The sequence below is a fragment of the Adlercreutzia muris genome (assembly GCF_041223505.1).
Classification (GTDB): domain Bacteria; phylum Actinomycetota; class Coriobacteriia; order Coriobacteriales; family Eggerthellaceae; genus Adlercreutzia; species Adlercreutzia muris.
Window position 1 is genome coordinate 223,502 of the sequence record NZ_JBCLQK010000004.1, and the last position, 24,888, is coordinate 248,389.

General features: G+C 66.6%; 20 protein-coding genes and 1 pseudogene. 19 read left to right on the plus strand and 2 right to left on the minus strand.

Going from position 1 to position 24,888, the window contains the following annotated elements; all coding sequences use genetic code 11:
- Window positions 1–167: 167 nt before the first annotated feature.
- The 3 genes from AAK988_RS05700 (at window position 168) to AAK988_RS05710 (ending at window position 2,391) form a co-directional block, all read left to right on the plus strand.
- Window positions 168–293: a hypothetical protein gene (locus tag AAK988_RS05700; RefSeq protein ID WP_257475581.1), complete on the plus strand. Its 126-nt coding sequence runs from the start codon at window positions 168–170 to the stop codon at window positions 291–293.
- Window positions 294–419: 126 nt separating this feature from the next.
- Entirely contained in the window at window positions 420–962 is a 543-nt protein-coding gene (locus AAK988_RS05705; RefSeq protein ID WP_135970378.1) for a phosphoribosyl-ATP pyrophosphatase, read from the plus strand.
- 1 nt (window position 963) lies between these two features.
- Window positions 964–2,391 (plus strand): phosphoglucosamine mutase, encoded by a 1,428-nt coding sequence (locus AAK988_RS05710; RefSeq protein ID WP_369873434.1) that lies wholly within the window; start codon window positions 964–966, stop codon window positions 2,389–2,391.
- Here the strand turns inward: AAK988_RS05710 and AAK988_RS05715 are convergent.
- The gene (locus AAK988_RS05715; RefSeq protein WP_369873433.1) at window positions 2,388–3,143 is read right to left on the minus strand and encodes a hypothetical protein; all 756 of its coding nucleotides are present in this window, start codon (window positions 3,141–3,143) and stop codon (window positions 2,388–2,390) included. The two genes, AAK988_RS05710 and AAK988_RS05715, sit on opposite strands and share 4 nt — an antisense overlap.
- 72 nt (window positions 3,144–3,215) lie before the next feature.
- On the opposite strand from AAK988_RS05715, the gene AAK988_RS05720 reads away from it, so the two are divergent.
- The 16 genes and pseudogenes from AAK988_RS05720 (at window position 3,216) to AAK988_RS05795 (ending at window position 23,254) form a co-directional block, all read left to right on the plus strand.
- Entirely contained in the window at window positions 3,216–4,163 is a 948-nt protein-coding gene (locus AAK988_RS05720) for a LytTR family transcriptional regulator DNA-binding domain-containing protein (RefSeq protein WP_369873432.1), read from the plus strand.
- Window positions 4,164–4,356: 193 nt separating this feature from the next.
- Window positions 4,357–4,569, plus strand: coding sequence for a hypothetical protein (locus tag AAK988_RS05725; RefSeq protein ID WP_369873431.1), 213 nt, complete (start codon window positions 4,357–4,359; stop codon window positions 4,567–4,569).
- Window positions 4,566–5,411 (plus strand): ABC transporter ATP-binding protein, encoded by an 846-nt coding sequence (locus AAK988_RS05730; protein ID WP_016310379.1) that lies wholly within the window; start codon window positions 4,566–4,568, stop codon window positions 5,409–5,411. Before AAK988_RS05725 ends, AAK988_RS05730 begins: the two co-directional genes overlap by 4 nt.
- Entirely contained in the window at window positions 5,411–6,184 is a 774-nt protein-coding gene (locus AAK988_RS05735; protein WP_135970372.1) for an ABC transporter permease, read from the plus strand. The genes AAK988_RS05730 and AAK988_RS05735 overlap by 1 nt, the downstream gene beginning before the upstream one ends.
- Window positions 6,185–6,265: 81 nt before the next feature.
- Window positions 6,266–7,669, plus strand: coding sequence for a sodium-dependent transporter (locus tag AAK988_RS05740; RefSeq protein WP_369873430.1), 1,404 nt, complete (start codon window positions 6,266–6,268; stop codon window positions 7,667–7,669).
- 434 nt (window positions 7,670–8,103) lie between these two features.
- A complete protein-coding gene (locus tag AAK988_RS05745; protein ID WP_369873429.1) occupies window positions 8,104–8,928 on the plus strand; it encodes an Rpn family recombination-promoting nuclease/putative transposase in 825 nt (274 codons plus the stop codon).
- A gap of 155 nt (window positions 8,929–9,083) precedes the next feature.
- Window positions 9,084–11,666, plus strand: a pseudogene (ppk1, locus tag AAK988_RS05750) (polyphosphate kinase 1); the annotation flags it as partial.
- An 887-nt stretch (window positions 11,667–12,553) separates the two neighbouring features.
- Window positions 12,554–14,254 carry a polyphosphate--AMP phosphotransferase gene (locus AAK988_RS05755; RefSeq protein WP_263000142.1) on the plus strand — a complete coding sequence of 567 codons (1,701 nt, stop codon included), beginning with the start codon at window positions 12,554–12,556 and terminating at the stop codon, window positions 14,252–14,254.
- A 388-nt stretch (window positions 14,255–14,642) separates the two neighbouring features.
- Window positions 14,643–15,551: a class B sortase gene (locus AAK988_RS05760; protein WP_135970369.1), complete on the plus strand. Its 909-nt coding sequence runs from the start codon at window positions 14,643–14,645 to the stop codon at window positions 15,549–15,551.
- A 113-nt stretch (window positions 15,552–15,664) separates the two neighbouring features.
- Window positions 15,665–16,741, plus strand: coding sequence for a phosphoribosylformylglycinamidine cyclo-ligase (purM, locus tag AAK988_RS05765; protein ID WP_369873427.1), 1,077 nt, complete (start codon window positions 15,665–15,667; stop codon window positions 16,739–16,741).
- A 223-nt stretch (window positions 16,742–16,964) separates the two neighbouring features.
- Entirely contained in the window at window positions 16,965–17,582 is a 618-nt protein-coding gene (gene purN / locus AAK988_RS05770) for a phosphoribosylglycinamide formyltransferase (RefSeq protein ID WP_369873425.1), read from the plus strand.
- Between the two features lie 226 nt (window positions 17,583–17,808).
- The gene (locus AAK988_RS05775) at window positions 17,809–18,801 is read left to right on the plus strand and encodes an XdhC family protein (RefSeq protein ID WP_160325282.1); all 993 of its coding nucleotides are present in this window, start codon (window positions 17,809–17,811) and stop codon (window positions 18,799–18,801) included.
- Between the two features lie 513 nt (window positions 18,802–19,314).
- Entirely contained in the window at window positions 19,315–19,812 is a 498-nt protein-coding gene (locus AAK988_RS05780) for a DUF4430 domain-containing protein (protein ID WP_369873423.1), read from the plus strand.
- A 213-nt stretch (window positions 19,813–20,025) separates the two neighbouring features.
- On the plus strand, window positions 20,026–20,745 hold the full coding sequence (locus tag AAK988_RS05785; RefSeq protein WP_151429615.1) for an energy-coupling factor transporter transmembrane component T family protein: 720 nt from the start codon (window positions 20,026–20,028) through the stop codon (window positions 20,743–20,745).
- Window positions 20,718–22,637 carry an ABC transporter ATP-binding protein gene (locus AAK988_RS05790; RefSeq protein ID WP_369873422.1) on the plus strand — a complete coding sequence of 640 codons (1,920 nt, stop codon included), beginning with the start codon at window positions 20,718–20,720 and terminating at the stop codon, window positions 22,635–22,637. Before AAK988_RS05785 ends, AAK988_RS05790 begins: the two co-directional genes overlap by 28 nt.
- Complete coding sequence (locus AAK988_RS05795; protein ID WP_369873421.1) at window positions 22,634–23,254, plus strand: ECF transporter S component; 621 nt, start codon at window positions 22,634–22,636, stop codon at window positions 23,252–23,254. The genes AAK988_RS05790 and AAK988_RS05795 overlap by 4 nt, the downstream gene beginning before the upstream one ends.
- A gap of 74 nt (window positions 23,255–23,328) precedes the next feature.
- On the opposite strand, the gene AAK988_RS05800 is transcribed toward AAK988_RS05795, so the two are convergent.
- Complete coding sequence (locus AAK988_RS05800; protein ID WP_369873420.1) at window positions 23,329–24,864, minus strand: response regulator transcription factor; 1,536 nt, start codon at window positions 24,862–24,864, stop codon at window positions 23,329–23,331.
- Window positions 24,865–24,888: the final 24 nt, after the last annotated feature.

The window sequence follows — 24,888 nt, forward strand, 5'->3', positions numbered from 1 at the left end:
TGGACGACCTGGAGCCCGAGGAGGCCTGATCGGCCCGACGGCGCGCATTCGCATTGAGTGATTTGGAGAAGGTGGCCCGTGCGGGTCACCTTCTTCTTGTTGTACGGGTATCATAGACAGGCTGGCAAAGTCCGAACGTGGGCGGCGCTTCGAGAGGAGTGTTGCCTATGGAGATAATCCTGGAAGCTCTTAACGTGCTGGCGATGGTTTCGACCATCGCCGCTTTCCTGCTTGAGGTATGGAAAACATGGAGGGAGGATAAACGCGAGGATGTCGTGGGAAGAAAAGAATAGGGGCTAGCTGCCACTAACCCCTAATCAAAACAACCTGCGCCGCCCGACCAGAGTGTAAGGTCACTCGGGCTTTGCCGGTATCTGCAGTATAGCATGCTCGCCTGCGAAGAGAAAGCGCTGAACTCAATGGTTGATAAGACGTACATCCCCGAAGGCGAGGTGCCCCCGGCCTCGCAGATCGGCGCCACGCTGGAAGCGCTTGGCGCCACGATTGCCGCGCGGCGCGAGGCCGACGAGGCGAGCTATACCCATCGGCTTCTGACCGGCAGCGTAGATGGCGTGCTGAAGAAGGTCATGGAAGAGGCCGGGGAAGTGGCCCTGGCCGCCAAGGACGTGGAGGGCTGGGCCACCTCATCGCTCGCCGCGGCCGTGGCTCTGCAGGCTGCTGGCGATGGCGCCGCTGACGGCCAGAGCGAGGCATTGGACCAGGGCGGCGCCGCGGCTGAGCCGGAGGCCCTTTCGGTGCAGCTTCCACCCGAGTACGGCGAGGCGGTGGACCATCTGCGCTACGAGGCTGCCGACGTGGTGTATCATTTGCTGGTAGTGCTCGAGCGCTATGGCATCTCGCTTGACGAGTTCGCCGCCGAATTGAACATGCGCATGACCGACGAGGAATGCCCGGCCGGCGCCGTGCGCCTGCACGGGGAATATGTGAGAAGGGGAAAGTAACATGGCCCGACTGTTTGGAACCGACGGCGTGCGCGGCATCGCCAACGTGGAGCTCACCTGCGAGATGGCCTACCGTCTGGGCCAGGCTGCCGCCATGTACCTGGGCAAGACCATCGTGGTGGGGCGCGATACGCGGCGTTCCGGCGACATGCTGGGTTCGGCGCTTTCCGCGGGCATCATGAGCGCGGGCGGTACCGTGCTGGAGGCCGGCATCATTCCCACGCCGGGCGTGGCCCTGCTCGTGCGCGAGATGAAGGCGTCCGGTGGCGCGGTCATCTCCGCGTCGCACAATCCGCCGGAGTACAACGGCATCAAGCTGTTCGATTCGGCGGGCTTCAAGCTGCCCGATGCCGTTGAGGACGAGATCGAGCGATTTATCACGACCGGTGGCCTGGAAGGCCAGGTGGCCCGCATGGAGGAGGCGGCGTGGGAGGCGTCCCAAGAGGCGACCGACCTGCTCGCCGCCGATGCCACGAGCTATCTCGCGTCCGAGATCGCCATGCCCTCGGGCGGCTCGCTCGGTGTGACCGTGCCCTTGGAGCAGGCCCGCGAGATCTACATCGATCACGTGGTGCGTTCCATCGGCGAGCAGGGCCTTGATTTCTCCGGCCTGCGCATCGCCCTGGATACGGGTCATGGGGCCGCCGCCTTGACGAGCCCGGAGGCCCTGCATCGCCTGGGTGCCGAGGTCATCGTCATCAACGACGACTTCAACGGCATGGATATCAACGTGCAGTGCGGCTCCACCCACCTGGAGCCCTTGCGCATGCTCTTGGCCGAGAGCGGGGCCGATGTGGGTATTGCCCACGATGGCGATGCCGACCGCGTGATGATCATGTGCCCCGACGGCACCGTGGTGGACGGCGACATGGTGGAGGCCGTGTGCGCCCTGGACATGCGCGAGCGCGGCGTGCTGGCCGGCAACACGGTCGTGTCCACGGTCATGGCGAACTTCGGGTTCGTCCGCGCCATGCGCGAGGCGGGCATCGAAGTGGTGCAGACGAAGGTGGGCGACCGCTACGTTCTGGAGGCCATGCGCGAGGGCGGCTACGCCATCGGCGGCGAGCAGTCGGGCCACATGATCCTGCTGGACCACAATTCCACGGGCGACGGCCTCATGACGGCCTGCCAGTTCCTGGCAGCGGTCATCCGCTCCGGCAAGCCCGTGGGCGAGGCCGTGCGCGTGATGGAGAAGATGCCCCAAACCCTCATCAACGTGCGGGTGCGCGACAAGCACGCTGTGGACGGCAACGCCGAGGTGGCCGCCGCCGTGGCTGCCGCCGAGGAGGCGCTCGCAGGCGACGGCCGCGTGCTCCTGCGTCCGAGCGGCACCGAGCCGGTGGTGCGCGTGATGGTGGAGGCGGCCGACCCCGCCGAGGCCGAGCGCCACGCCCAGGCCATCGCCGCCGTGGTGGAGGCCTCTGTCTAGCGCGACTCCCGGGCGCTGCGCCACGCCCTCATGCACCGGCGCAGCCAGAGCAGGGCGAGGATGAGCCACGCAACGAGGTTGGCTGCGAGCGCGGGGAGGGGAAGGCCCAGGGCGTCAGGCGTGCCCGTGGCCGCCGCGACGCAGCTGCCGGCGAGAAACCCCACAGGGCTTGCCGCGACGAGCGGCGCCCACTGCGGCCCGAGCGCGCCGAGCAGCGGCAGCATGCCGGCAACGACGAGGGGGCAGGCCCATCCGTTCGTGCGCATCTGGTCGGCAGCGCGCAGGCCGCATCCGCAGAACAGCACGAGAACGGGCAGACTGCCCACGGCCGTCAGCAGCACGGCCGGCCCAAGACAGCCCCGAGGTGCGCCCGCGAGCGCCAGGCACACGGGGACGAGTACCGCACATCCCGCGGCGCCGGCGATCACTTTCGCTGCTACGATAGCCTCTAGGCTCGCGCCTCCCCGCACCATGACGTCGTAGGTGCCGTGGGCGTCCTCCTCGCTCATGGCGAACAGGGTGACGACTCCGCCCGCTTCCAGGGTGGGCAGGATCGTCGCGAAGGCCATGAGGAAAACGGCGAAGCCGGGCGTTGCGGTCAGCTCGTCGGCCAGCGTTGCGCCGAAGAGCCATGAGAAGGCCGCGGCCACCGCCGCGCACAGAAGCACCGTGGGATTGCGCAGGGCGCAACCCGCATCGCGCGCGACAAGTGCGCCGATGATGCGCGGCGTCGCGCGCTCCTGTTGCTCCATGACCGTCTTTCCTTCCCTTATCTTTCCGCTCGCCATTATAATAAACGGCGCAACCGACTGGGAAGAGAAGCCATGGCCTCAGAGACCTTCGCCACCGAATACCCCTCCATCGAAGCGCTCATCCGCGCGGAGGCGGGGCAGGCGTGCCGCAGCGTGCATGTGGAATGCGCCCGCGAGACGAGCCTGCGCGCCCGCCAGGCCGTCGCCGAGATCCAGGGTGCGCGCCGCGGTGCCTACTTTCTGGAAGACGACGGTGGCTTCGACCGCGATACGACGCGGTCCTACCTGCGCTTTTTCGCCCGGCTCGCCGGACGGGACGGCACGGCGGTTGGGGACGCCCTGGCCCATTTCGGCCTGGAGGGGTGCACCCGTTCTCTGGTGGCGAAGCTCGCGCCCGAGCAGCGCGCCCTGCTCGCCTTCGCCCGCATGAGCCTCTTCGAGCCGGAGCTGTGCTTCTGCGAACGGCCCCTGCTGGATTTAAGCGCCTCCTCCCGTGCCCTCGTGCTGGCGTGGATCGCCGAGCGCCATGAGGCCGGCACCGTGTTCGTCACCGTGGGCCAGCCCCTGCGCGAGGCGCTTCTTTTGCCGGGGCGGGCGTTTTGGGAAGAAGAGGGGCGCCTGTTCGCGGCCGATGTGGAGGAGGCGGACGTCGAGGAGGACGATGGCTTTTCCGACGAGGTGCGCGTGTGCAAGATCGCCGCGAAGGCCGGCGACGCCACATTGCTGCTCGACCCGCGCGACATCGACTTCATCGAGAGTGCCAACCGGGTGAACTACGCGAGCGTACACGGCGAGCTGTACCCCACGAGCCTCACCATGGACGAGCTGGAGGCCGAGCTCGGCCGCTTCGGGTTCTTCCGCTGCCACCGCTCCTATATCGTGAACGTGCAGAAGGTGGCTCGCGTGGAGCGCTACACCCGCAACACCTTCAACCTCGTGCTGTCCGATGCGGCGCATACCTCGCTGCCGCTGTCGAAGGGCCGAGCCGAGGCCATGCGCGACCGTTACGGCTGGAAGTAGAAGCCGCTGCGGAATCTGCGCGCGGGGCCCTCCCGTCGGCCTTGCCCTGCTCCTCTCGTGCGCCCGTGGGCTCCTCTCGGGCAGCCGATGCGCGCGTCGTGCAGAAGATATTGCAGGCAGCGGTCGCTTTTCCGATCATGGGCCCCGTCAGTTCACCGGCGCTCTCGCGGCGCCCTGAAAGAGAGGATTTCCCATGATCACGACCCACGCCCTCACCATTCTGGTTGGTGCCCTCGCCTTCGCCTTCGTGCTTATCGGCGCGGGGGTGGTGTACCTGCAGCGCCATATCGACGAAGGCCTCGCCAAGGTGAACAAGCGCCTGGACACCCTAGAGCCCGGCCACTCCGCCTCGGCCGAGACCGGCGACGCCGCCGTGGCCGTCGGCACCTTGAAAGCCGCTCGATGAGCGCGGCCATTCTCTCCATGGAGGCGGTGGGTCTGAGCTTCGGCGACAAGCGCGTGCTCGATAACCTCACCTTCTCGGTGCGTCGCGGCGAGGTATTCGGCTTCCTGGGTCCGTCGGGAGCCGGCAAGACCTCCACCATCAAGCTGCTTACGCGCCAGCTCTCTCGCGACGGGGGTCGCATCAGCCTGCTGGGGCGCCCTCTCGAGCGCGCGACAGAGGCCGACTATGAGCGGGTGGGCATCCTGTCGGACACGAGCGCTCTGTACGACCGCATGTCTATCGCCGACAACGTGGAGCTCTATGCGCGGCTGCGCGGGGTAGGGCGACGTCGGGTGCCCATGCTGCTTCAGCGGCTCGGCCTGGCCGAGGATGCCAAGACGCTCGTCAAGCACTGCTCGAAGGGCATGCGTCAGCGCGCGGCCCTTGCGGCGGCCCTCGTGCACGAGCCGGAGCTGCTGTTCTTAGATGAGCCGACAAGCGGGCTCGACCCTGCGGCCCGTGCCGAGGTTCACAAGCTGCTCGCCGACCTGCGCGCCCGGGGCGCGACGGTGTTCCTCACCACCCACGACATGGCCGAGGCGGAGACGGTATGCGACCGCGTGGCCATCCTGGCCGACGGTGCCATTGCCGCCTGCGACGACCCCGACGAGCTGAAGTTGCGCTATGCTCGCAACCGCATCGCGGTGCGCACCCGCACGCGCGGCACGCTGGAGCTCTCCAAAGACCCCGCCGATGTCGCAAAGCTGCCCGAGCTGGCCTGTGCCGGCGAGCTGCTCGCGGTGCATTCCGACGAGCCGAACCTGGAGGAAGTGTTTCTGGAGTTGACGGGAAGGGAGTTCTGATGCAAGCGAATCTGCGCAAGTTGGGCGCCCTTATCGCCAAGGACGCCGCCGATCTCGCCAAAAACCCGACCATGATCCTGTGCGTGCTGATGCCGGTGGGGTTCGCCGTGTTCTATCGGTTCTTCATCGGGGATATGGGCCTGGCCGGTTCGCTGCGCGGCGACGGAGGCCTGGGCGCGAGCCCCCAGGTGACGTCGGTCGTCCAATACATCGTGCTGTCGATGTCGCTGTGCCTGTCCATCGGTATGGGCGCCTCTGTGTCGCTCATCTACGGGTTGGCCGAGGAGAAGGAGAAGCACACCCTGCGCACGCTCATGCTGGCGAACGTGAGCGCCGAGCAGCTCATGCTGGCCAAGGGGTTCGTGGCCTTCGTCCTGACCATAGCGACCGAGTTGGTGTGCTTCGCCGTGTCGGGGGCTCCGTGGAGCCTGGCAGGGTGGTATCTGCTCCTCGGTAGCGTGGGGGCGGTGCCCGTCATCCTGGTGTCGCTCGTAGTGGGGCTCGCCTCGCGCGACCAGATGACCGCGGGCCTGTACAGCGTGCCGGTGCTCCTGCTGACCATGGCGCCCATCTTCGGCAGTTTTTCGGAGGGTATCCGCGCGGTCGTGCGCTTCGCACCCACGGGAGGCGCGGACGAGCTGCTGCGCCTTATCGTCAGCGGAAGCCTGACGCCGGCGGCTGCGGTGGCGCCCCTCGCGGTGACGGCCGTGTGGATGGTGGCGGCCGTAGTGGTCTTCAAGCTGCTCTACCGACGCCTCCTCCGCGACAACTAGCGCTCCTGCCGACGAAAAGCCGCGCCCAGACGTCCCGTCATTCGCTATAGTGGTGGGCACGGAATTTTCAAGGAGGACGCTGTGGCGAACAGAAGCGACAACATCGTGGCGGAAGAGGCGCGGGCCGTCGAGGTCGGCGAGGAGACGGGCGCGACGGGCGGACGGCGGCGTGACACGTGGGCGACGCACACGGGCTTCATCTTGGCCTGCGTGGGCAGCGCGGTGGGCATGGCCAACATCTGGCTGTTCCCGTACCGCGTGGCCCAGCTGGGGGGCGCGGCCTTCCTCATTCCGTACCTCATTTTCGTGGCGCTGCTCGGTTTCACGGGCGTGATCGGGGAAATGTCCTTCGGCCGCGCCATGGGCACGGGCCCCATGGGCGCTTTCGGCAAGGCGATGGAGATGCGCGGCGTGAGGAACGGCGACCGCATCGGCAAGATCATTGGCCTCGTTCCCACGCTGGGGTCGCTGGCCCTGGCCATCGGATATGCGGTGGTGCTCGGCTGGGCGTGCCATTACCTGTTCTCGGCCCTGACCGGCGAGCTCATGGCCCAAACCGATACGGGTGCCTTCTTCGGGGCCATGGCGTCGGACTTCGGCAACGTGACTTTTCACCTGCTGGGCCTGGCCGTCACCTTCGGCATCATGATCCTCGGCGTGTCCCGCGGCATCGAGAAGGCGAACAAGGTGCTCATGCCCACCTTCTTCGTGCTGTTCGTCATCATTGCCGTTCGCGTGGCCACGCTGCCGGGGGCGGAAGCGGGCTATATGTATCTGCTCGTGCCCCGCTGGGAGGCGTTGCTGAACCCCACGACCTGGGTGTACGCCCTGGGCCAGGCCTTCTTCAGCCTGTCGCTGGCCGGCTGCGGCACACTCGTGTACGGCAGCTACCTCAAGAAGGACGTGGATGTGGTGGATGCGGCGAAGAACGTCGCCATCTTCGACACCATTGCCGGTCTGGTGGCCGCCTGCGTGGTGGTGCCGGCGGTGTTCGCCTTCGGGCTCGATGTATCCTCCGGGCCGCCGCTTTTGTTTATCACCCTGGCCCAGGTGTTCCAGGAGATGCCCTTTGGCGGCGTCTTCGCCATCATCCTGTTCGTGGCCGTGGTGTTTGCTGCCATTACGAGTCTCATGAACCTGTTCGAGGCGCCCGTGGAGGCGCTCCAGGGGCAGCTGGGGCTGTCGCGAGTGGTATCGGTGGGCATCGTTGCCGTGGCTGCTGTGGCCGTGGGCTTGTTCATCGAGGGCGGCAGCGCCGTGAGCGACTGGATGGACGTCATCTCCATCTACGTCATTCCCGTGGGAGCGTTCCTGGCGGCTGTCATGTTCTTCTGGGTGTGCCCGGCGGGCTTCGCGAAGCAGCAGGCGGAGCTCGGACGCGCGAAGCCCTTGGGGAAGTGGTTCAACTTCATGACCCGTTACGTGTTCGTGGGCATCACCGCCGTGGTCATCGTGCTCGGCATCTTCTACGGCGGTATCGGGTAGGAGGGTGACGGTCTGGCCCGGAGCGAACCCGGGCTTTCGCGGCACCTGTTGGCTCGGGTCGCGTGGGAGATATTCTGGCCTTGTCGTTGGAGCGCCCTGCCGCAGTTCAAGTTCGCGCGGTGGGGCGCTTTTTCGCGGACTGGGGTCATGCCAGGAGCGCGGGGCGATAGATGGAGCGGGGCGTCGGTACGGTTTGCGGCGGCCGGTCTCGTGGGGGGGAGAGGTGAATAGGGGGAGGAGCGGTGACGGCGCTATCGTCCACTGTGGGGGCTCGCTGTCGCGAATCCTGTGGGACGTAGTCGCGAAGTGCGGACGGTGCATGGTGACGCGGAGGCGGTTCGCGGCGGGAGCGAGGCACGGTTTTCCCGCGACATAAGTGCGGTTCTGGGAGCGTAGGCTAGGGGTATTCCGCTGTCGTTGCCGAAGGAGCCGCCATGTCCCAGAGAAGTTTGAAGTTCTCGAACCGCTGGATGTTCAATCGCGTCATGTGCCGGAAGGAAGTATGCGCCCGGGTGCTTCACGCTGCTCTCGGCATACAGGTGGGGGAAATTCGCTATCTGAACGCCGAGCAAGCTAAAGAGCCTACCGCTGCCAGTCGAGGGGTACGCATGGATGTGTTCGCCAAGGACGACGGCCGTGTGTATGATGTTGAGATGCAGCTGGCCCGCGAGACGCGCATTGGCCGTCGAATGCGTTATTACCAAGCTGCCATCGATGTGACGGAGCTGGGGGAGGGAGAGGACTACGAGTTGCTTCCGGAGAGTTTCGTCATTTTTATTTGTGCGGCTGATGCGTTTGGGGCGGGCGTGCCGGTCTACACCATCGAGCGCGTCTGCCTGGAGACGCCTGACCTGTCCATGGGGGACGATTCCCACTGGATCGTGCTGAACGCCTCGGCCTCCGAGGGCGCGGCGAGCCCCGACCTCCGCGATTTGCTACACTATGTGCGCACGGGGCGCGCAGAAGGATCGCTGTCCCGTCAAATCGACTCCTTCGTCGAGGAGTACAACCGGGATCGGGAGTGGGTGACGCGCGTGCTTACCTATGAGCAGGATACCAAGATTCGCTGCCGCAGGGCAAAGGAAGAAGGGCGCGAGGAGGGCCTCAGGGAGGGCCTCAGGGAGGGCCGCGAAGAGGGCAGGGACGAGCTCGGCACGCTTATGGCAGCCCTGCTCGACGCGGGGCGCATCGATGACGCGCGTCGAGCATCGAAGGATGCTGCCTACCGGGATGGGCTGATGAGAGAGTTCGGGCTATAGTCCTTCGATAGCCGGACTTCCTGCCGAATTCCCCAACCTTCGCTATTTCCCTGCTCATTTGCTGCCTGAGAGCTATCCAGTGGTAAAATATAAAAGTCGCACGTTTTTGGCGTGCGGCATGATTTTTCGGTTAAAGACAGGGGAGGCGCAGACTCATGACCCAGCAGGCATCGAAGGACGCAACAACTGCCACCGATGTGGCGAAGCCCCCCTATATGCAGAACCGCGAGCTGTCCTGGCTCGATTTCAACAAGCGCGTACTTGATCAGGGGGCTGACCCCACGGTGCCCCTGCTGGAGCGTCTGAACTTCATCTCCATCTTCTGGAGCAACCTCCAGGAGTTCTTCATGGTGCGCGTGGGCTCCCTGGGCGACTTGGCGCTGCTGAAGAAGTCCATCATCGACCCGAAGTCCGGCATGACCCCCGCCGAGCAGCTCGACGCCATCTATGAGCGGTGCCACGAGCTGTACCCCTACTACGAGGAAACCTACCAGCATCTCAACGGCCTGCTGGCCCGCGAGGGCATCCGCCAGGTGCGCAAGGACCGGCTCACCGATGAGCAGCTCGTCTTCCTCGACGACTACATGGCCGACAACGTGCTGCCCTTCCTCTCGCCGCAGATCGTGAACGCGCGCCACCCCTTCCCCCATCTGGAGAACGGCGGCCTCTACATCATCGTGCGCCTGGACGAGCAGGCACCCCCGAAGGTGAAGAAGACCAAGGAGGAGAAGGCCCGGGCCAAGGCCGAGAAGGCCGAGCGTGCCGAGAAGGGGGAGCGCAAGCAGTCGAAGAACCTGGGTGCCGAGGGCGTGACGCTCGGCATCATCCCGCTGCCGCGCCAAACCGACCGCGTCATCGCCCTGCCCGGCGAGGGGCTCTCCTTCATGCTCGTGGAACACGCCATCGAGATGTGGGTGCCCGAGATCTTCTCCATGTACACGGTGAAGCACACCAACATCGTCTGCGTCACGCGCAACGCCGATCTGGACGCCACCGAGGGCGCCGAGGAGCAGGGCGAGGACTATCGCGAGCACATGAAGCGCATTCTCAAGAAGCGCAGCCGCCTGGCCCCTGTGCGCCTGGAAAGCGAGCGGCCCCTCTCGCGCACGGTGAAGCAGCTGCTGCTGGACAAGCTGGGCCTGTCCGAGCACCAGCTGTTCGTGACGAGCGTGCCCCTGAACATGGGCTACACCTGGGGTCTCGGCTCTCGCCTGGCGCCCGAGCGCCGCGCGGAGCTCACCCAGAAGCCCTTCGCTCCCCAGTGGCCGGCATGCCTGGACCGCAATCGCTCCATCATCGAGCAGGTGAGCGAGCGGGAGGTGCTGCTGTCCTACCCCTATCAGTCCATGGATGCCTTCGTGCGCCTGCTCCACGAGGCGGCCAACGACCCGGCCGTCATTTCCATCAAAATCACCCTGTACCGCCTGGCCAGCCAGTCGCATTTGGCCGAGGCCCTCATCGCGGCGGCCGAGAACGGCAAGGAGGTCACGGCTCTCTTTGAGCTGCGGGCCCGCTTCGACGAGTCGAACAACATCGAGTGGTCTCAGCGCTTCGAGGCGGCCGGCTGCCATGTCATCTACGGGTTCCGCAACTTCAAGGTGCATTCCAAGATCTGCACCATCACGCGCCAGACCGAAGACGGGCTCCAGCACATCACCCAGCTGGGCACCGGCAACTACAACGAGAAGACGGCGAAGCTCTACACCGACTTCTCCTTCATCACCACCGATGCCCGCATCGGTGCCGACGCGGCCGACTTCTTCCGCAATATGGCCTTGGAGAACACGTCGGACAACTACGACATTCTCTGGGTGGCACCGCTCATGATCAAGCAGAACATCCTGCGCGGCATCGACGAGCAGATCGCCCTCGCGAAGGCCGGGAAGCCCTCGGGGCTGTTCTTCAAGACGAACTCCATCACCGATAAGGAGGTCATCGACAAGCTGGTGGAAGCCTCCCAGGCTGGGGTGGAGACGCACCTGTTCGTGCGCGGCATCTCCTGCATCCTGCCCGGCGTGCCCGGCTACACCGATCATGTGCGCGAGGTGTCCATCGTGGGACAGCTTCTTGAGCACAGCCGCATTTACGGCTTCGGCCCGCGGGAGAGCTGCGCCATCTACCTGTCGAGCGCCGACCTTATGACCCGCAACATGGACAAGCGCATCGAGATCGCCTGGCCCGTGCTGAACGATACTCTGCGCGAACAGGTGCTCGGCTACTTGGATATCAGCTGGTCGGACACGGCGAAGCTGCGCGAGCTTCTGCCCGACGGCTCCTACACGCCCCTCGGCTTCTTCGCCGAGCGCGACCGCAAGGGGAACGTGGAGCTGTTTGATTCCCAGAAGTACCTCATCGCCGAGGCCCAGCGCATGCGCCTGGCCGCCGCCGAACTGGCTGCCCGACGCGAGGCCGACGGGGGCGAGGAGCACCGTGTGGTATTCCCTCTCGGCCCTGTGACGGCCTCGGCCCCGAGTGCGCCTGTCGTCACCGAGGAGGAGGCCGAGTTCGTGGCCCGCGAGAGCGCGGCCCTGGAGGCGCCCGTGGCTGCGCCGATTGGGGAGGAGGCGCCCGTCGCGGCCGTCGGGGCTGGGGCAGCGGCCGCTGTTGGGAAGGCCTCGACGGCGGAGGCGGGTGAAGTCGCGGAGCCGGTCGCAAAAGAGGCGTCCGTTGCCGCTGCCGGCGTCTCGGCTGCTGAGACCTTGGTCGTGGCGGCCGGGGCCTCGGCGGCCTCGGTGCTTGCAGCGCTGCACCCTGCGCCGGTCGCGCCGGTCGCGCCGGTTGCATCGGTAGCGGGGGAGGCGCCGGTGCCCGCGGACGTTCGAGCGGCCGCACCCGGCGAGAAGGTAGGCAAGCACGCCGCGCCGCCGCGGGTGGAGCAGGTCGTCCCGCAGCTAGAGCCCGAGCTAGAGCCCGATCCGCAGGTGGAGACCGCTTTCGAGCCCGTGTCCGCTGCCGAATCCGCATCTGCCTCCGGGCTTCCGACTGTTGCTGAGACCTCGGCCGAGCCCCCGGCGGCCGATCCTGCCCCCACTTCCGAGGCTTCCGAGCCCGCTTCGTCCCTGGATCCGCTGCCGGATTCGGCGGCGGTGGCGGCCGTGGCCGCGGCCGGGGCGCCCATCACCCCCGAGTTCGACGCCATCCTGCGCTCCGTGCTGGCTGCCGACCCGTCCCTGGCCGGCACGTCCCAGCCCGCATCGCCGTCTTCCCCGGCCGCCGGCCATGCGACCGCTCCTGCGGCCCCGGCCGCCGGCCATGCGACCACTCCTGCGGCTGCGAGCGCTCCGGAGCCGCAATCTGCTCCGGCCGTCGCGGCCTCGGCGCCGTCGCAGCCGGTGCCGGCTCCGCAACCTGTCCCGGCCCCCGACGCGCCGCAGGCGACTTCCGCAGCGCAGGCCGCCCAGCCCCGCGCCGCCGCTTCCCCGGCAAAAGCGGAGTCCGACCCTTTTGTGCCGGCCGCGGAGGTCGTCGATCCGACGAGCCCCTCCGCGGCGACGGGGCGCGAGCCGCTGCCGACGGAACTGGTGGGGGCCGAGATCGTGCCGGCGACCCCGAAGAAGCTGGGGATCTTCGGGCGTCTGCTGAAGCTGCTGTTCGGATAGAGACCACTGAGGAAGGAGCTCCGGGCATGCTGGAGACCGTCGACTTCAACCAGAAGAAGCTGCCCAAGGCCGCCTACAAGCAGGAGTGGGACGCCCTCATCGAACGGCTCGTCGTGCTGCAGCAGCAGGCCCACAACGCCGGCGTGGGCCTCGTCGTGCTGTTCGAGGGGTGGAACGGCGCCGGCAAGGGCAGCCGCATCTCCGACCTCATGTACAACCTCGATGCGCGCTCCACGGGCGTCTATGTCGGGCTCGATCTCGATCCCGATGCCCGCGAGTTCGCCGGTCGCGAATGGGGCGTGACGGGCTACTATCCCATCATGCAGGACTTCTGGAAGGCCCTCGGCGAGCGCAACTCCATCACCTTCTACGACCGCGGGTGGTACTCGGCGGTCATCCAGCACATGCTGTACAACGCCCCGGCCAAGCTGCTGCTGCCCAAGGAAGAGGAGCGTCACTACCTCGATTCCATCTACGACTTCGAGCGCCAGCTGACCGCCGACGGCTACATCGTCGTGAAGTTCTTCGTGCATATGACCAAGGAAGCCCAGGTGAAACGCTTGCGAAGCCTTCACGACGACCCGGCTACCCGCTGGCGCGTCACCGACAAGAAGCTGCACAGCCATCACGGCTACGAGGCCGCCTATGAGTTGTACGACCGCCTGCTGGAGCGCAGCGACTACCCCTTCGCCCCCTGGGTGCTGCTCAACGGGGAGGACAAGCGCCGCACGAACCTCACCATCGCCCGCACCCTGGTGGAAGCCCTGGAGCAGGGGCTGCGCCAGAAGGAGGCCAACGATGCCCTGCGCGGTGCCTTCTCGGCCCATCAGGCGGAGATGGAGGCCCAGTTCAACCTCGAGGCCCTCGGCATGACCGACGGGGTGGGCGCCCCGGGGCGTGGCATGCTCTCCGGCATGCGGCTGGCTCGGGCCCGTGCCCAGGCCGAGGCTGCCCGCGAGCTGGCGCCCCGTCAGTCGCGCTTCGCCATCGTGGAGGACTACCCTCAGGTCGACCTCATCGATCACAGCCTGGCCATCGACCCGGAATCCTACAAGAAGACCCTGCGGGCCTTGCAGGCGCGTCTGTTCCGCCTGGAGAACATCATGTTCCAGAAGCGCGTGCCCCTCATCCTCATGTACGAGGGCTGGGATGCCGCGGGCAAGGGCGGCAACATCAAGCGCGTGGCCCAGGCCCTCGATGCCCGCGCCTACAACATCTTCCCGTCGCCGGCCCCCACCAAGCCCGAGCTGAACCATCCCTTCCTGTGGCGCTACTGGACGCGCCTGCCGAAGGCGGGCCATGTGGGCATGTACGACCGCAGCTGGTACGGGCGCGTGCTCGTGGAGCGAGTGGAGGGCTTCGCCACGCCCGAGGAATGGAGCCGCGCCTACGACGAGATCAACGAGTTCGAGCACGACCTGGTGGATTGGGGCGCCATCTTGCTGAAATTCTGGGTGGACGTGAGCCCCGAGGAGCAGCTGCGCCGCTTCCAGGATCGCGAGAGGGATCCGGCCAAGCAGTGGAAGATCACCGAGGACGATTGGCGCAACCGTGAGAAGTACCCCCAGTACAAGGCCGCCATCAACGACATGTTCCGCCTCACTTCCACCACCTTCGCCCCCTGGATCGTGCTGGAATCAGACGACAAGCGCTACGCCCGCATCAAGGCCCTGCGCATCATCGTGAGCGCCTTGGAGGATCGCCTCGGCGTAGAGCACTTCGGCTAGAAGGGCTGGGCGGGCCGGTTCTCTCGCCCCGTCTACCGTGCGCGGTCGGCGGGGCGAGGGGTTTTCCTTGCGAAACGGGAGGGTTCGGGGTACTATGAACCCAACATCAGGAAGTCAATGGGCACGTGAGGAGCGGGCCTGTTCCATAGAAGGAGTTTCCCATGCTTGATTTCATTCCCCCCGAGGTCATCTGGGTCAGCGTCGCGGTCATCGTCCTGATCATCGTGGTGTTCATCGCCAAGGGCTTCATGGACGAGATGAAGAAGTAGCATTCCGTGCAGGCCCCTTCGGGGGCCTTTTTTGTTTTGGGCCGGCCGACGAAGAGCGGCCCGGGCGCCTGTGGTCGCGGGCCGAGGCGCGCAATCGACGTGGAAAGGGGCCGTCAACCATGGCGAGCGAGAGAGACCGTAAAAAGAAGAAGGGCGGCTGCCTCTGGCGCATCGTGTTCTGGGTGGCCCTCATCGTGTTCATTGCCTCGGTGGGCACCCTGGGCTATCTGGCCTGGACCTACTGGTCGAGCCAAAACGAGTACGATGAGATCGCCCAGAGCGCGGGTCCGGCGGTGACCGAGGCCGAAGCGGCTCCGGAGGGCATCAACCTGGCCGATCTCGTGGTAGATTGGGATGCCCTGCGGGAGATCAACCCCGATGTGGTGGCTTGGGTGTACATGCCCGGCACTATGGTGAACTATCCCGTCGCCCACAAGGACGGCGATTCGGAGTACTACCTCCACCACAACTTTAGCTTGGGCGAGGGCTCCTTCGGGGCCGAGTTCGGCTCCATCATGCTGTCAGGCGAGAACGCCGGCGACTTCTCCGACGAGGTGAACATCCTCTACGGCCACCACATGCGAAACGGGTCTATGTTCGCCCTATTCGCCGAGCTGCGCGATTCCGATATCTTCAACGAGCACCGCACCATCTACCTGCTCACGCCCGAGGGGAATTACCGTCTGCAAACCTTCGCCGTGGAGCACGTGCCCATGACCCATTCCTCCATCGCCACGCCGAATTACGCTACCGACCAGGAATTCTCCGACTTCAAGCAGTGGCTGCTCGACGAATCCATCGTCGCTCCCGACAACGATGTGGCGGCCTTGGTCACCGATGCCACGAAGCTCTTCGGCTTCTGCACCTGCGACGGCGCCGACAACACCTGGCGCTACATAACCTTCGCCGCCCCGGCCGAGTTCGTGCCCATCGCCCATGTGGGCACGGGCGACTATCATAGCGATCTGGCGGTGGAGGACGAGGCGGCTGCCGATATTGCCGGAGACGTGTCAGACCGAACCGAGTAGGAGCGCCGCCTGAGACCCGGGCCGAGCGGGGAGCGTCTGCGCCGTTGCGGGGTCGGGGGACCGTTCCGTCCCTTATACTATGAGCCAGCGGATCATTCTTGGAAAGGAACCCCATGGAAAACCAGAACAGCGTGACCTATGCCGAGGCCGGCGTCGATATCGTCGAGGGTGCCCGGGCCGTGGATGCCATCAAGGACACGGTGCATTCCACCTACCGTCCCGAAGTGGTGGGCGACATCGGCGGGTTCGGTGGCCTGTTCTCCATCGCCGCGGCCAAGGCCATGGACGATCCACTGCTGGTGTCCGGCACCGACGGCGTGGGCACGAAGCTCAAGGTGGCCCAGCGCTTGGGCGTGCACGACACGGTGGGCATCGATCTGGTGGCCATGTGCGTGAACGACATTCTGGCCACGGGCGCCGAACCGCTGTTCTTCCTCGACTACGTTGCCGTGGGCAAGCTGGATTCCGAGGCCATGGCGAAGATCGTCGGCGGCATCGGCGAGGGCTGCCGCCAGGCCGGCTGTGCGCTCATCGGCGGCGAGATGGCCGAGCACCCCGGCGTGATGGATCCCGACGATTACGACCTGTCCGGCTTCTGCGTGGGCGTGGTGGATCGCCCGCGCATGCTCGATCCCGAGAGCGTGCGCGAGGGCGACGTGCTCATCGGCCTGGCATCTTCGGGCCTGCACTCCAACGGCTATTCTCTGGCCCGCAAGGTGTGCGTGGAGGGCCGCAGCGAAGAGGCGCTGCGCGAGGCCCGCGAGGACTTGGCCGGCCAGAGTATTCTGGAGGCCCTGCTCACCCCCACGCGCATCTACGTGAAGCCGGTGCGCGTCGCCATGGACGCGGTGCCCGGTGGCATCCGCGCGCTCGCCCACATCACCGGCGGCGGTATCACCGAGAACCTGAACCGCGCCCTGCCCGCCACGGTGGACGCTGAGGTTGACCTGGGCACGTGGCCCCTTCCGCCCGTGGTGCGCTTCGCCTGCGAGGCGGCGAACCTGTCCGAGGCCGAGGCCCTGAAGACCTTCAACATGGGCCTGGGCATGATCCTCATCGTGGATCCCGCTCGCGCCGAGGCCGTGGAGGCGGCCCTGGCGGCCGCCGGCGAGCAGACCTACCGCGTCGGGCGCATCGCAGAGGGCGCCGGTAAAGTGCAGTATACGGGCGAGGGGTGCCTGTTCGCATAGCGTCCGGTCCATGTATGGCTTGAAAAGAACGATCTGGGGCCCGAAAAGAGCGCGGAAGGCGTTTTTGTGTATTACCAGCGTTGAATTTCCCCGTTCATGTAATACGTCTGGGCGATAAAGCACGTAGAGCGGCCCCCAGGTCGTCGATTTCAAGCCAAAAGCTGGAACAGGAAGGTGCGCGGGGAGCCAAACCGTGCTTTTCAAGTCAAGGGAAGGGATTGGAATGACCGACAAGCTGAAAATCGGCGTGCTGCTCAGTGGCAGCGGCACCAACTTGCAGGCCATCATCGACGCCATTGCCCAGGACGGGCTGCCTGTGGAGATCGTGCACGTGCTGTCGTCGCGCCCCGATGCCTACGGCATCGAGCGGGCCCGGGCCGCGGCCATTCCCGTGACGGTGTTCGATCGCACCGTGTACGAGGATCGCGAGGCCGCCGACGGGCGCATTGCCGCCATCATGACCGAGGCTGGCGCCGAGTACCTGGTCATGGCCGGCTACATGCGCAAGCTCACCCCCGTGGTGCTGGGCGCCTTCCCCGATCGGGTGCTGAACCTGCATCCGGCCCTGCTGCCCTCTTTCAAGGGAGGCCACGCCATCCGGGATGCGTGGGATGCCGGCGTGAAGGTGACGGGTGTGACTGTGCATTTGGCCAACGAGGAGTACGATAAAGGCCCCATCGTGGCCCAGCGGGCCGTGCCCGTGCTGCCCGGGGATGATATTGACGCTCTGGAGGTGCGCATCCACGAGACGGAGCACGAGATCTATCCGGCCGTGCTGCGGGCCATCGCCGAGGGGCGCATGATCATGGACGAGCAGCGCATCGTTCATATTAGCGAGTAGGTGGCTGGCGCCTTTTGCAGGAGCACTTTTCGAAAAAGTGGACAAAATGGCTTCGAGTGCGCTGCCCCAAGGGCCCAATGGCTGCGTAATCGGGCAAAAATGGGCTTGTGACGCCTTCTGCGAGCCTAAAATGGCGTTGCAGCGAAGGTGAAAGGAGGCCAAAGAGCGCACTCGGCGCTATTTTGGCCAAAAAATCCCGATGTACTCTCACCGAAGGGAGATCTTGATGAAGCGCGAAACTCTTGAAGCGGTTGTCGCCGATCTGCGGGCCGGGCGCACGCCCTCGCTCACTCCCGAGGACGTGCCCGCGTTCTCCGAGGCAGCCACGGCGGGCGACCCTCATATCGGCCCTGCGGCCCTGGCGGCCATCACGGCTGCCCTGACCGAGGCGGATATTCCCACCTTCGAGCGGGCCCTGCGGGCCCTGGACGAGGGGGACTTGGCCTGGCTCGGCTTCAAGGTGGTTTACGATGCAGCCGCGGCCGTGGGCAATGTGGACAACGAGGTAACGAAGAAGTACGGCGAAGTGGGCTCCGCCGATGGGGAGTCGCTCGTGTTCTTCTGCAGCGACGCTAAGGAGATCGTGGCGTCGCGGCCTCTGTCGCCCCGTGATATGTTCCAAGCCAAGGATGTCACGCGCGGCCCCTCCATGCACAACGATCAGTTCGACGGCCTCACCTGGGCGAGCGAGCCCTTGTTCGGGAAGGTGCGCGTGTGGCTTCTGGGCGCGTCGGATGCGGCTGTGGAAGTGGCGGCCCTGGCCGATCATGTGGGCTTCCACGTGATTGCCGTCGACTACGACGAGGCATTTCTGAACACCGAGCGGTTCCCCGCAGCCGAGCGCATCCTGCTGCACGGCGGTACCTTCGACGAGCTGGCGAATATGCCGGCTCGGCCCGACGACTATGTGTGCGTGCTCACCCGTGGCCACATGTTCGACCCCGAGGGCTGCATCTGGGCGCTGCAGAACGGCGTGCACTACGTGGGCATGATGGGCTGCGCCGGGAAGAATGCCACGGTGCACGACCTGGTGGTTGCCGCCGGCATCGCCGAGGCGGATTGGGAGCGCGTGAAAAGGCCTATCGGGCTGAAGTTCGGCGCGAAGACCCCGGCCGAGCTGGCTATTGCCATCGTGGCCGAGCTCGTAGACGTGCGCTATCGCGACCGCTATAGCGCCGAAGCCCGAGCAAAACACGAGGTAAGCCTGGGGCGGGAGTAGCCGGACGGCTTCCTCCGCGGGGCGTGCCGGACGGTTCGCGGGGCGCGCTGGCGGGGGCGGGCGCACCTCTTCGCTCGCGAGACCTGGGATATTCTCGCTCGCGCAGACGGGCCGAGCTCTGAGAGATGGTCCGCGGGCAGTTTCGTTCGCTGCGGAGCTCGCTCGGTGAGAGTACCCCGTGTCGTGCGAACTGCATTGCCTCTGATGGATAGATGTTGAGCCGTTCCTTCGGGGGCGGCTCTTTTGTGCCATAATGCTGGGGTCAATGGCTCATCGGGCTGTCTGCGTTGCGGGCAGCGCGGGCGCGGCCGGGTGGTACGGATGCCGCCGGGAGCGCCTGATCCTTGGGGAATGCGGGTGAGAATCCCGCGCTATGCCAGTAACCGTATGGCTCCCGAACCGGTGGCGACCGGCGCCGTGAAGCGCGGGCTTCAACGGACGGTCGCTCGCGGGCGGGACGAAGTCGGAATACCAAGCCGAGAGGCACGAGCCCTGGAGAGAAAGGTTTGCCTCATGTACCAGTCTATCGTTGTGTCCTCCTGGAAGAAGCTGTCCGCGGCCCTGTTGGCCCTGGCCTGCGCCGCCGCTCTGGCCCTGGCTGGGTGCGCCGGCGCCGAGCCGGCGGCTGGCGATGGCGCCGTCGACGCCCCGGCAACCCCGGCCGCCGAGCAGGGTGCCGAATCGTCTTCCGATAACGCCGAGCAAGGCGCGTCGATTGCCGTGTCCGTCGCCATGCCCGAGGGGGCCGATGCCCCCTCCGAGACCGTAGAGGTGTCACTGCCCGAAGGCGCCACCGTCTTCGATGCCCTTGAGGCCACGGGCTGGGACGTGCAGGCCGAGGATAGCGACTACGGGAAGTACGTCACCGCCATCAACGGCGTGGCCAATGGGTCGCAGGGCGAAGCGAGCGGCTGGGTGTTCACGGTGAACAACGAGCAGGTCATGGAGGGTTGCGATAGCTGTACCCTGGCTGCGGGCGACAGCGTCGAGTGGAGCTTCTTCGTCGCCTAGGGCGCCGACCTCCTCGTCCCGCTGATGGGAACACCTCCGACAGCATTTCTCATCCCCGTTCATCCCATCGTCGAACTGGGATTCTTCCTGTGTGCCATCGGGCTGGGCGTCTTCTTGCTCAGCCCGCCCTTTGCCCTGGTGGGCGCGGGGGCCGCGGCCCTTACGTTGTTGCTCCTCCAAGGGCGCTCGGCAGGGCGGTTGATCGGGGCCGCGGTGCCTCTCGCCGCTGTAGTCGCCCTGGCGAACCCGCTGTTCGTGCCCCTGGGCCAGACGGTTCTGTTCACCTATGCCGGCGGCCGCCCCTATACTGCCGAGGCCCTTGCCTGCGGCGCGATGGTGGCGGCGCTGTTGGCGGCGGTGCTCTGGTGGTTTGCCAGCTTCAACCGTGTCATGGATACGGTCAAGCTCCTGTACCTGTTCGGCCGTTTCGCGCCGGCTGTCTCGCTGACGCTCACCTTGGTACTGCGCCTCGTGCCCAGCTTCGGCCGGCGCGCTTCCGCCGTGGCCGAAGCGCGGGCCGGCATCGGACTCGGTCGCGGGTCGGGTACGAAGGTGCCCGCGATTGCTCGGGTGCGGGAGGCGACGGTAGTGCTCGCATCGGTGTCGGCCTGGTCCCTCGAACACGGGATGGCCACGGCCGGTGCCATGGAGAGCCGCGGCTTCGGTACGGGACGCCGCACCACGGTGCCGTGCTGGTCGTTCCGCTGGCGGGATGGCGCAGCCCTCGGCCTTATGGGGGCGCTTGCCGCCGTCGTAGTTGCCGGCGCCGCCCTCGGTGCTACGGAGGCGACGTTCTTCCCCCGGGTCGCGATGCCAGCGGCCGAGCCGATGTTCGGGGCGTCCCTGGCGGCCTACGGGCTTTTGCTGCTTCTGCCCGCCCTCGTCATGGGAAGGGAGCGGTTGCGATGGCACTTCTCGCGTGCGAGGCGCTGACGTTTGCCTATCCCGGCGCCGCCGTGCCGGCCCTGAGAGGGGTGTCCCTGACGGTAGAGCCTGGGGAATACCTGCTTGTGGTCGGACCCAGCGGCAGCGGGAAAACCACCCTGCTGCGGCACCTGAAGAGCGCCCTTGCGCCCCATGGCGCCCGCACGGGCCGCGTGCTCTTCAAAGGCCGTCCCCTGGAGGAAGTGTCCCGGCGCGAGCAGGCCCGGCGCATCGGGTTCGTCATGCAGAATCCGCGCGACCAGATTGTTGCCGACCGGGTGGCCGGCGAGATGGCCTTCGGCCTGGAAAGCCTTGGGTGCGATCCGGCCCTTGCCCGGGCGCGTATCGCCGAGGCGGCGAGCTTCTTCGGCCTCGATGGGTGGTTCGACCGCGCGACCGCCGATCTGTCGGGCGGTCAATGCCAGCGCCTGAACCTGGCGGCCGTTATGGCCGCCGACCCCGCCGTGCTCGTGCTCGACGAGCCCACGGCCCAGCTCGATCCTTTGGCCGCCACCGAGTTCATGGCCCTGGTGCGCCGGCTCAACGAGGAGCTGGGCGTCACGGTTATCATGGGCGAGCAGCGGATAGAAGAGGCCTTTGCCAGCGCTCATCGGGTGCTGGTGCTCGAAGAGGGCGCGGTGGCGGCTTGCGGGGAGCCCCGGGCCGTGGCTGCGCGCCTCTTTGCCACAGGCAGTCCCCTGGTCGCGGCCCTTCCGGCTCCCGTGCGCATTTACCACGGGGTGATGGGACGGGAAATACCTGGCGCCCGAGAAGAGGCTGGGGCGACCAGCGCCGCTGTTGGGCCCGGTGGTCGCGTTGCTGCCACTGCGCCCGGCCCTCGCGCCTCCCTTCCGACAATTGGCGACGGAATTCCTGCGGAAGATGCCGTGCCCGCGCCCCTTACGGTGCGCGAGGGCCGCTGCTGGCTGCGCCGCTGGTGTGCTGAGCGCGGTCACGGGGCCGCGCCTGCGACTCCTGCGCCCGCGGAGCCGATGGGCCGCAGCGAGGAGTCCGGCTTCACGTCTCCTTTGGCTGCCGAGCCCGAGCGCTGTTCGGGCGATGGTTTCGGCCGCAAGACCGGGGCCTCCCGAAGCGTCGGCACCCACGGTCGCGATGCAGCTCTGGCCCTGCGCGACGTATGGTTCCGCTACGACCGCGCCGGAGCAGACGTGCTGCGGGGGCTGTCCCTCGAGGTGCCCCGGGGCAGCCTCTGCGCCCTACTCGGCGGCAATGGGGCGGGGAAGACAACGTTGCTCAAGGTGGCGGCCGGTCTCGCCCGTCCGCTGCGCGGCTCTGTGCGGGTCCCGGGATGCCCTGGCCGGCGCGGGCCCTTTCCGGGTGTGGCCCTGCTGCCCCAGGACCCGCAGCTGCTGTTCTCCCGGTCCACGGTGGCCGCGGAGCTGGCGGAAATGGCGGAAATAGCGAAAGCGGCCGGCGGCAATCAGGCCGAAGTCGTGGAGCTGTGCGACCTCGGTGGCCTGCTGGAGCGCCATCCTCTCGACCTATCCGGCGGTGAGCAGCAGCGGGCGGCCCTGGCCAAGGTGCTGTTGGGCAGCCCCACCGTGCTCCTCCTCGATGAGCCGACGAAGGGCACCGACGTCCTCTTCAAAAAGCGCTTCGGCCAGCTGCTCTGCGCCCTGACCGAGCGCGGGGTGGCCGTGGTCATGGCCTCCCACGATATGGAGTTCTGCGCCACGTGGGCCGACCGCTGCGTGCTGCTCTTCCAGGGAATTGTGTCCGCCGATGACGAGCCACAGCGCTTCTTCGGGGCCAACCGCTTCTACACCACGGCAGCGAGCCGTATGAGCCGCGACGTCTTTGCCGATACGGTCACCGACGGGCAGGTGATCGCTGCCTGTGGGTCGGTGGCTGCGCAAGGGGCGGAAGGGGAGCGCCTGTGAAGCCGTACTACCTGATCAGCATCTTCATTATCGGGGCAGCCCTCGCGCCCTTCCTCGTGGGGTTCGAGCGCCGCCGTCCCGCGGCGCGGGATATCGTGCTGTTGGCGGTCATGGTGGCCCTGGCCGTGGCCTCGCGGGCTGCCTTCGCCGCGGTGCCCCACTTCAAGCCCATGGCGGCCGTCGTCATGATAACGGGCATGGCCCTGGGGCCGCGCCAGGGGTTTCTGGCCGGAGCTCTGGCGGCTCTCGCCTCGGGGTTTCTCTTCGGCCAGGGCCCGTGGACTCCCTTCCAGATGCTGGCCTTCGGCAGCGCGGGGCTCGTCTTCGGTCTGGTGGGGCCGCGCCTGTCCGTGCCGCTCTCGGGCTGGGCGCGCCTCGGTCTTGCCGGTGGCGGCTTCCTCTTCGTGGTTCTGGTGCTCGGGCCCATTCTGGACACGAGCTCGGTCTTCCTCATGCTCGCGTCCCTCACTCCGGCCAGCGTGTTGGCCATCTACGGGGCGGGCCTTCCCGTCAACGTCATACACGGGGTCGCCACGGCGCTCACGTTGCTGTTGGCGGCCAACCCGTTGCTCGGCCAGCTCGCCCGGGTGCGAGCGAAGTACGGCCTGGGAGAATAGGGCGGCCAGCAGGACGGGTCCGAGCAGCCGCTCCGCTGCGCGACCCGTGGGGCGGCCCCGAGCAGCTGCCGGGTCTACTTGCCCTCGAGGGGGTCCACTTCGCCGGGATCGATGAGGGCGAACAGCTCCTCGCGGGAGTGGATGTCCAGCTTCTGGTAGATGTGGCGCACGTGGGCCTTGGCGGTGCCGTTGGCGATGAACAGCTCCCGCTCGATCATGCCCACGGTCTTGCGCTGGGCCAGCAGGTTCAGAATCTCGGTCTCACGGCCCGTCAGGCGATAGCGGTTTGCCACCGCGGCGCACTGGGCCGCAATGCGCTCGCGGTGCAGCTCCTCGGGGCTCTTGCTGCGGCCCGTCAGTAGGTTCGCGCCCCAGTTGCCCGTAATCTCCTTCTGGCGGAATAGCAGCAAGGTGGCCAGCAGCACGGCGGTCACGGCGAAGCCCGACACCAGGGCGGCCCCATCGATGGCGCCGAGGTGCGCCGTCAGGCCCACATAGGCGATGCCCCGGCCGAGGATCATGAACGCGAGCCGCACCGACCGCTCGATGCCGAAGAGCCAGATGGCCGATACGCCGTAGCGGTAGCACATGTTGCTGCACAAGGTCATGATGAGCACCGATACGGCTGTGTAGCCGCCCACGGCAGCCGGTCCGCTGAGAGCGTAAGCCTCGATGCCCAAGGCCGGCACCATCCAGAAGGCCACGATCATGAGCGGCAGGGCGATGCGCACGATGGAGTTGAAGTCGAAGCGCTCCCGGCGCAGGGCCACTCCCAAGAAGATGATGAGGGCCACGATGAGGCAGCCCGGCGAGGAGTGGGGTCCGAAGCTGCCGGAATAGGCGCGCGTCTCGATGATGCCGTAGGCGAAGGCGTACAAGGCCATGAGCAGGAATATCTTCCAGGGAGCCTTGAACTTCACGTCCGCGGGGGCCGGGCGCTCGGCGGCGGGCACCTCGTCCATGGCCCGACGGGCAAAGATGAGGGAGGCAAGGGGCAGGATGCTCGCGAACACGGCGAGCCATTCCATGCGGAATCCCATGAACACGTAGACGATGAGGGCACCGGCGATCATGGAGGCCGCGTAGTACAGGGTCACGCGCAGCGGGTTCAGGCAACCGTAGACCTCGCTCCAAATAAGGATGATGAGGCCGAGCCCGATGCCCCCGAGCACGGCGGCCGGCATGCCGAGCAAGGGCGCAACGGCCGGAGCCAGAATAGTGGCGAAGAGCATGGCTGTGGAAGCCACCATGGTGGTGCCGCACAGCACGAAGACGCTGCGACGGCGATAGAAGGGGCCGATACGGCGGGCGAGCAGGACGCAGAGGAGCATGACGAAGACGGCCGTGGTGTCGAACCACTCTCGCATGGGCAGGGGCAGGGAGGGGAAATTGACGAAAGAACCGACGAAGGCGATTTCGATCCAGGCGCGGTATACGCCGATGCCAAGGAAGAACAGGGGCACGCGGGGGAGCTTGAATTTCAGCAGGGCGGAAAGGCCGAAGTGCCACGGCTCGGCGGTCTCGGCGCCGTCTTCCCCGGTGATGGGCATCGCTGTTTTTGGGGTGTCGGGGCACCCGGGGGCGTATTCCCGACGATCTCGATTGGCCATGGTCATGCTTCCTCCCGTTTATGC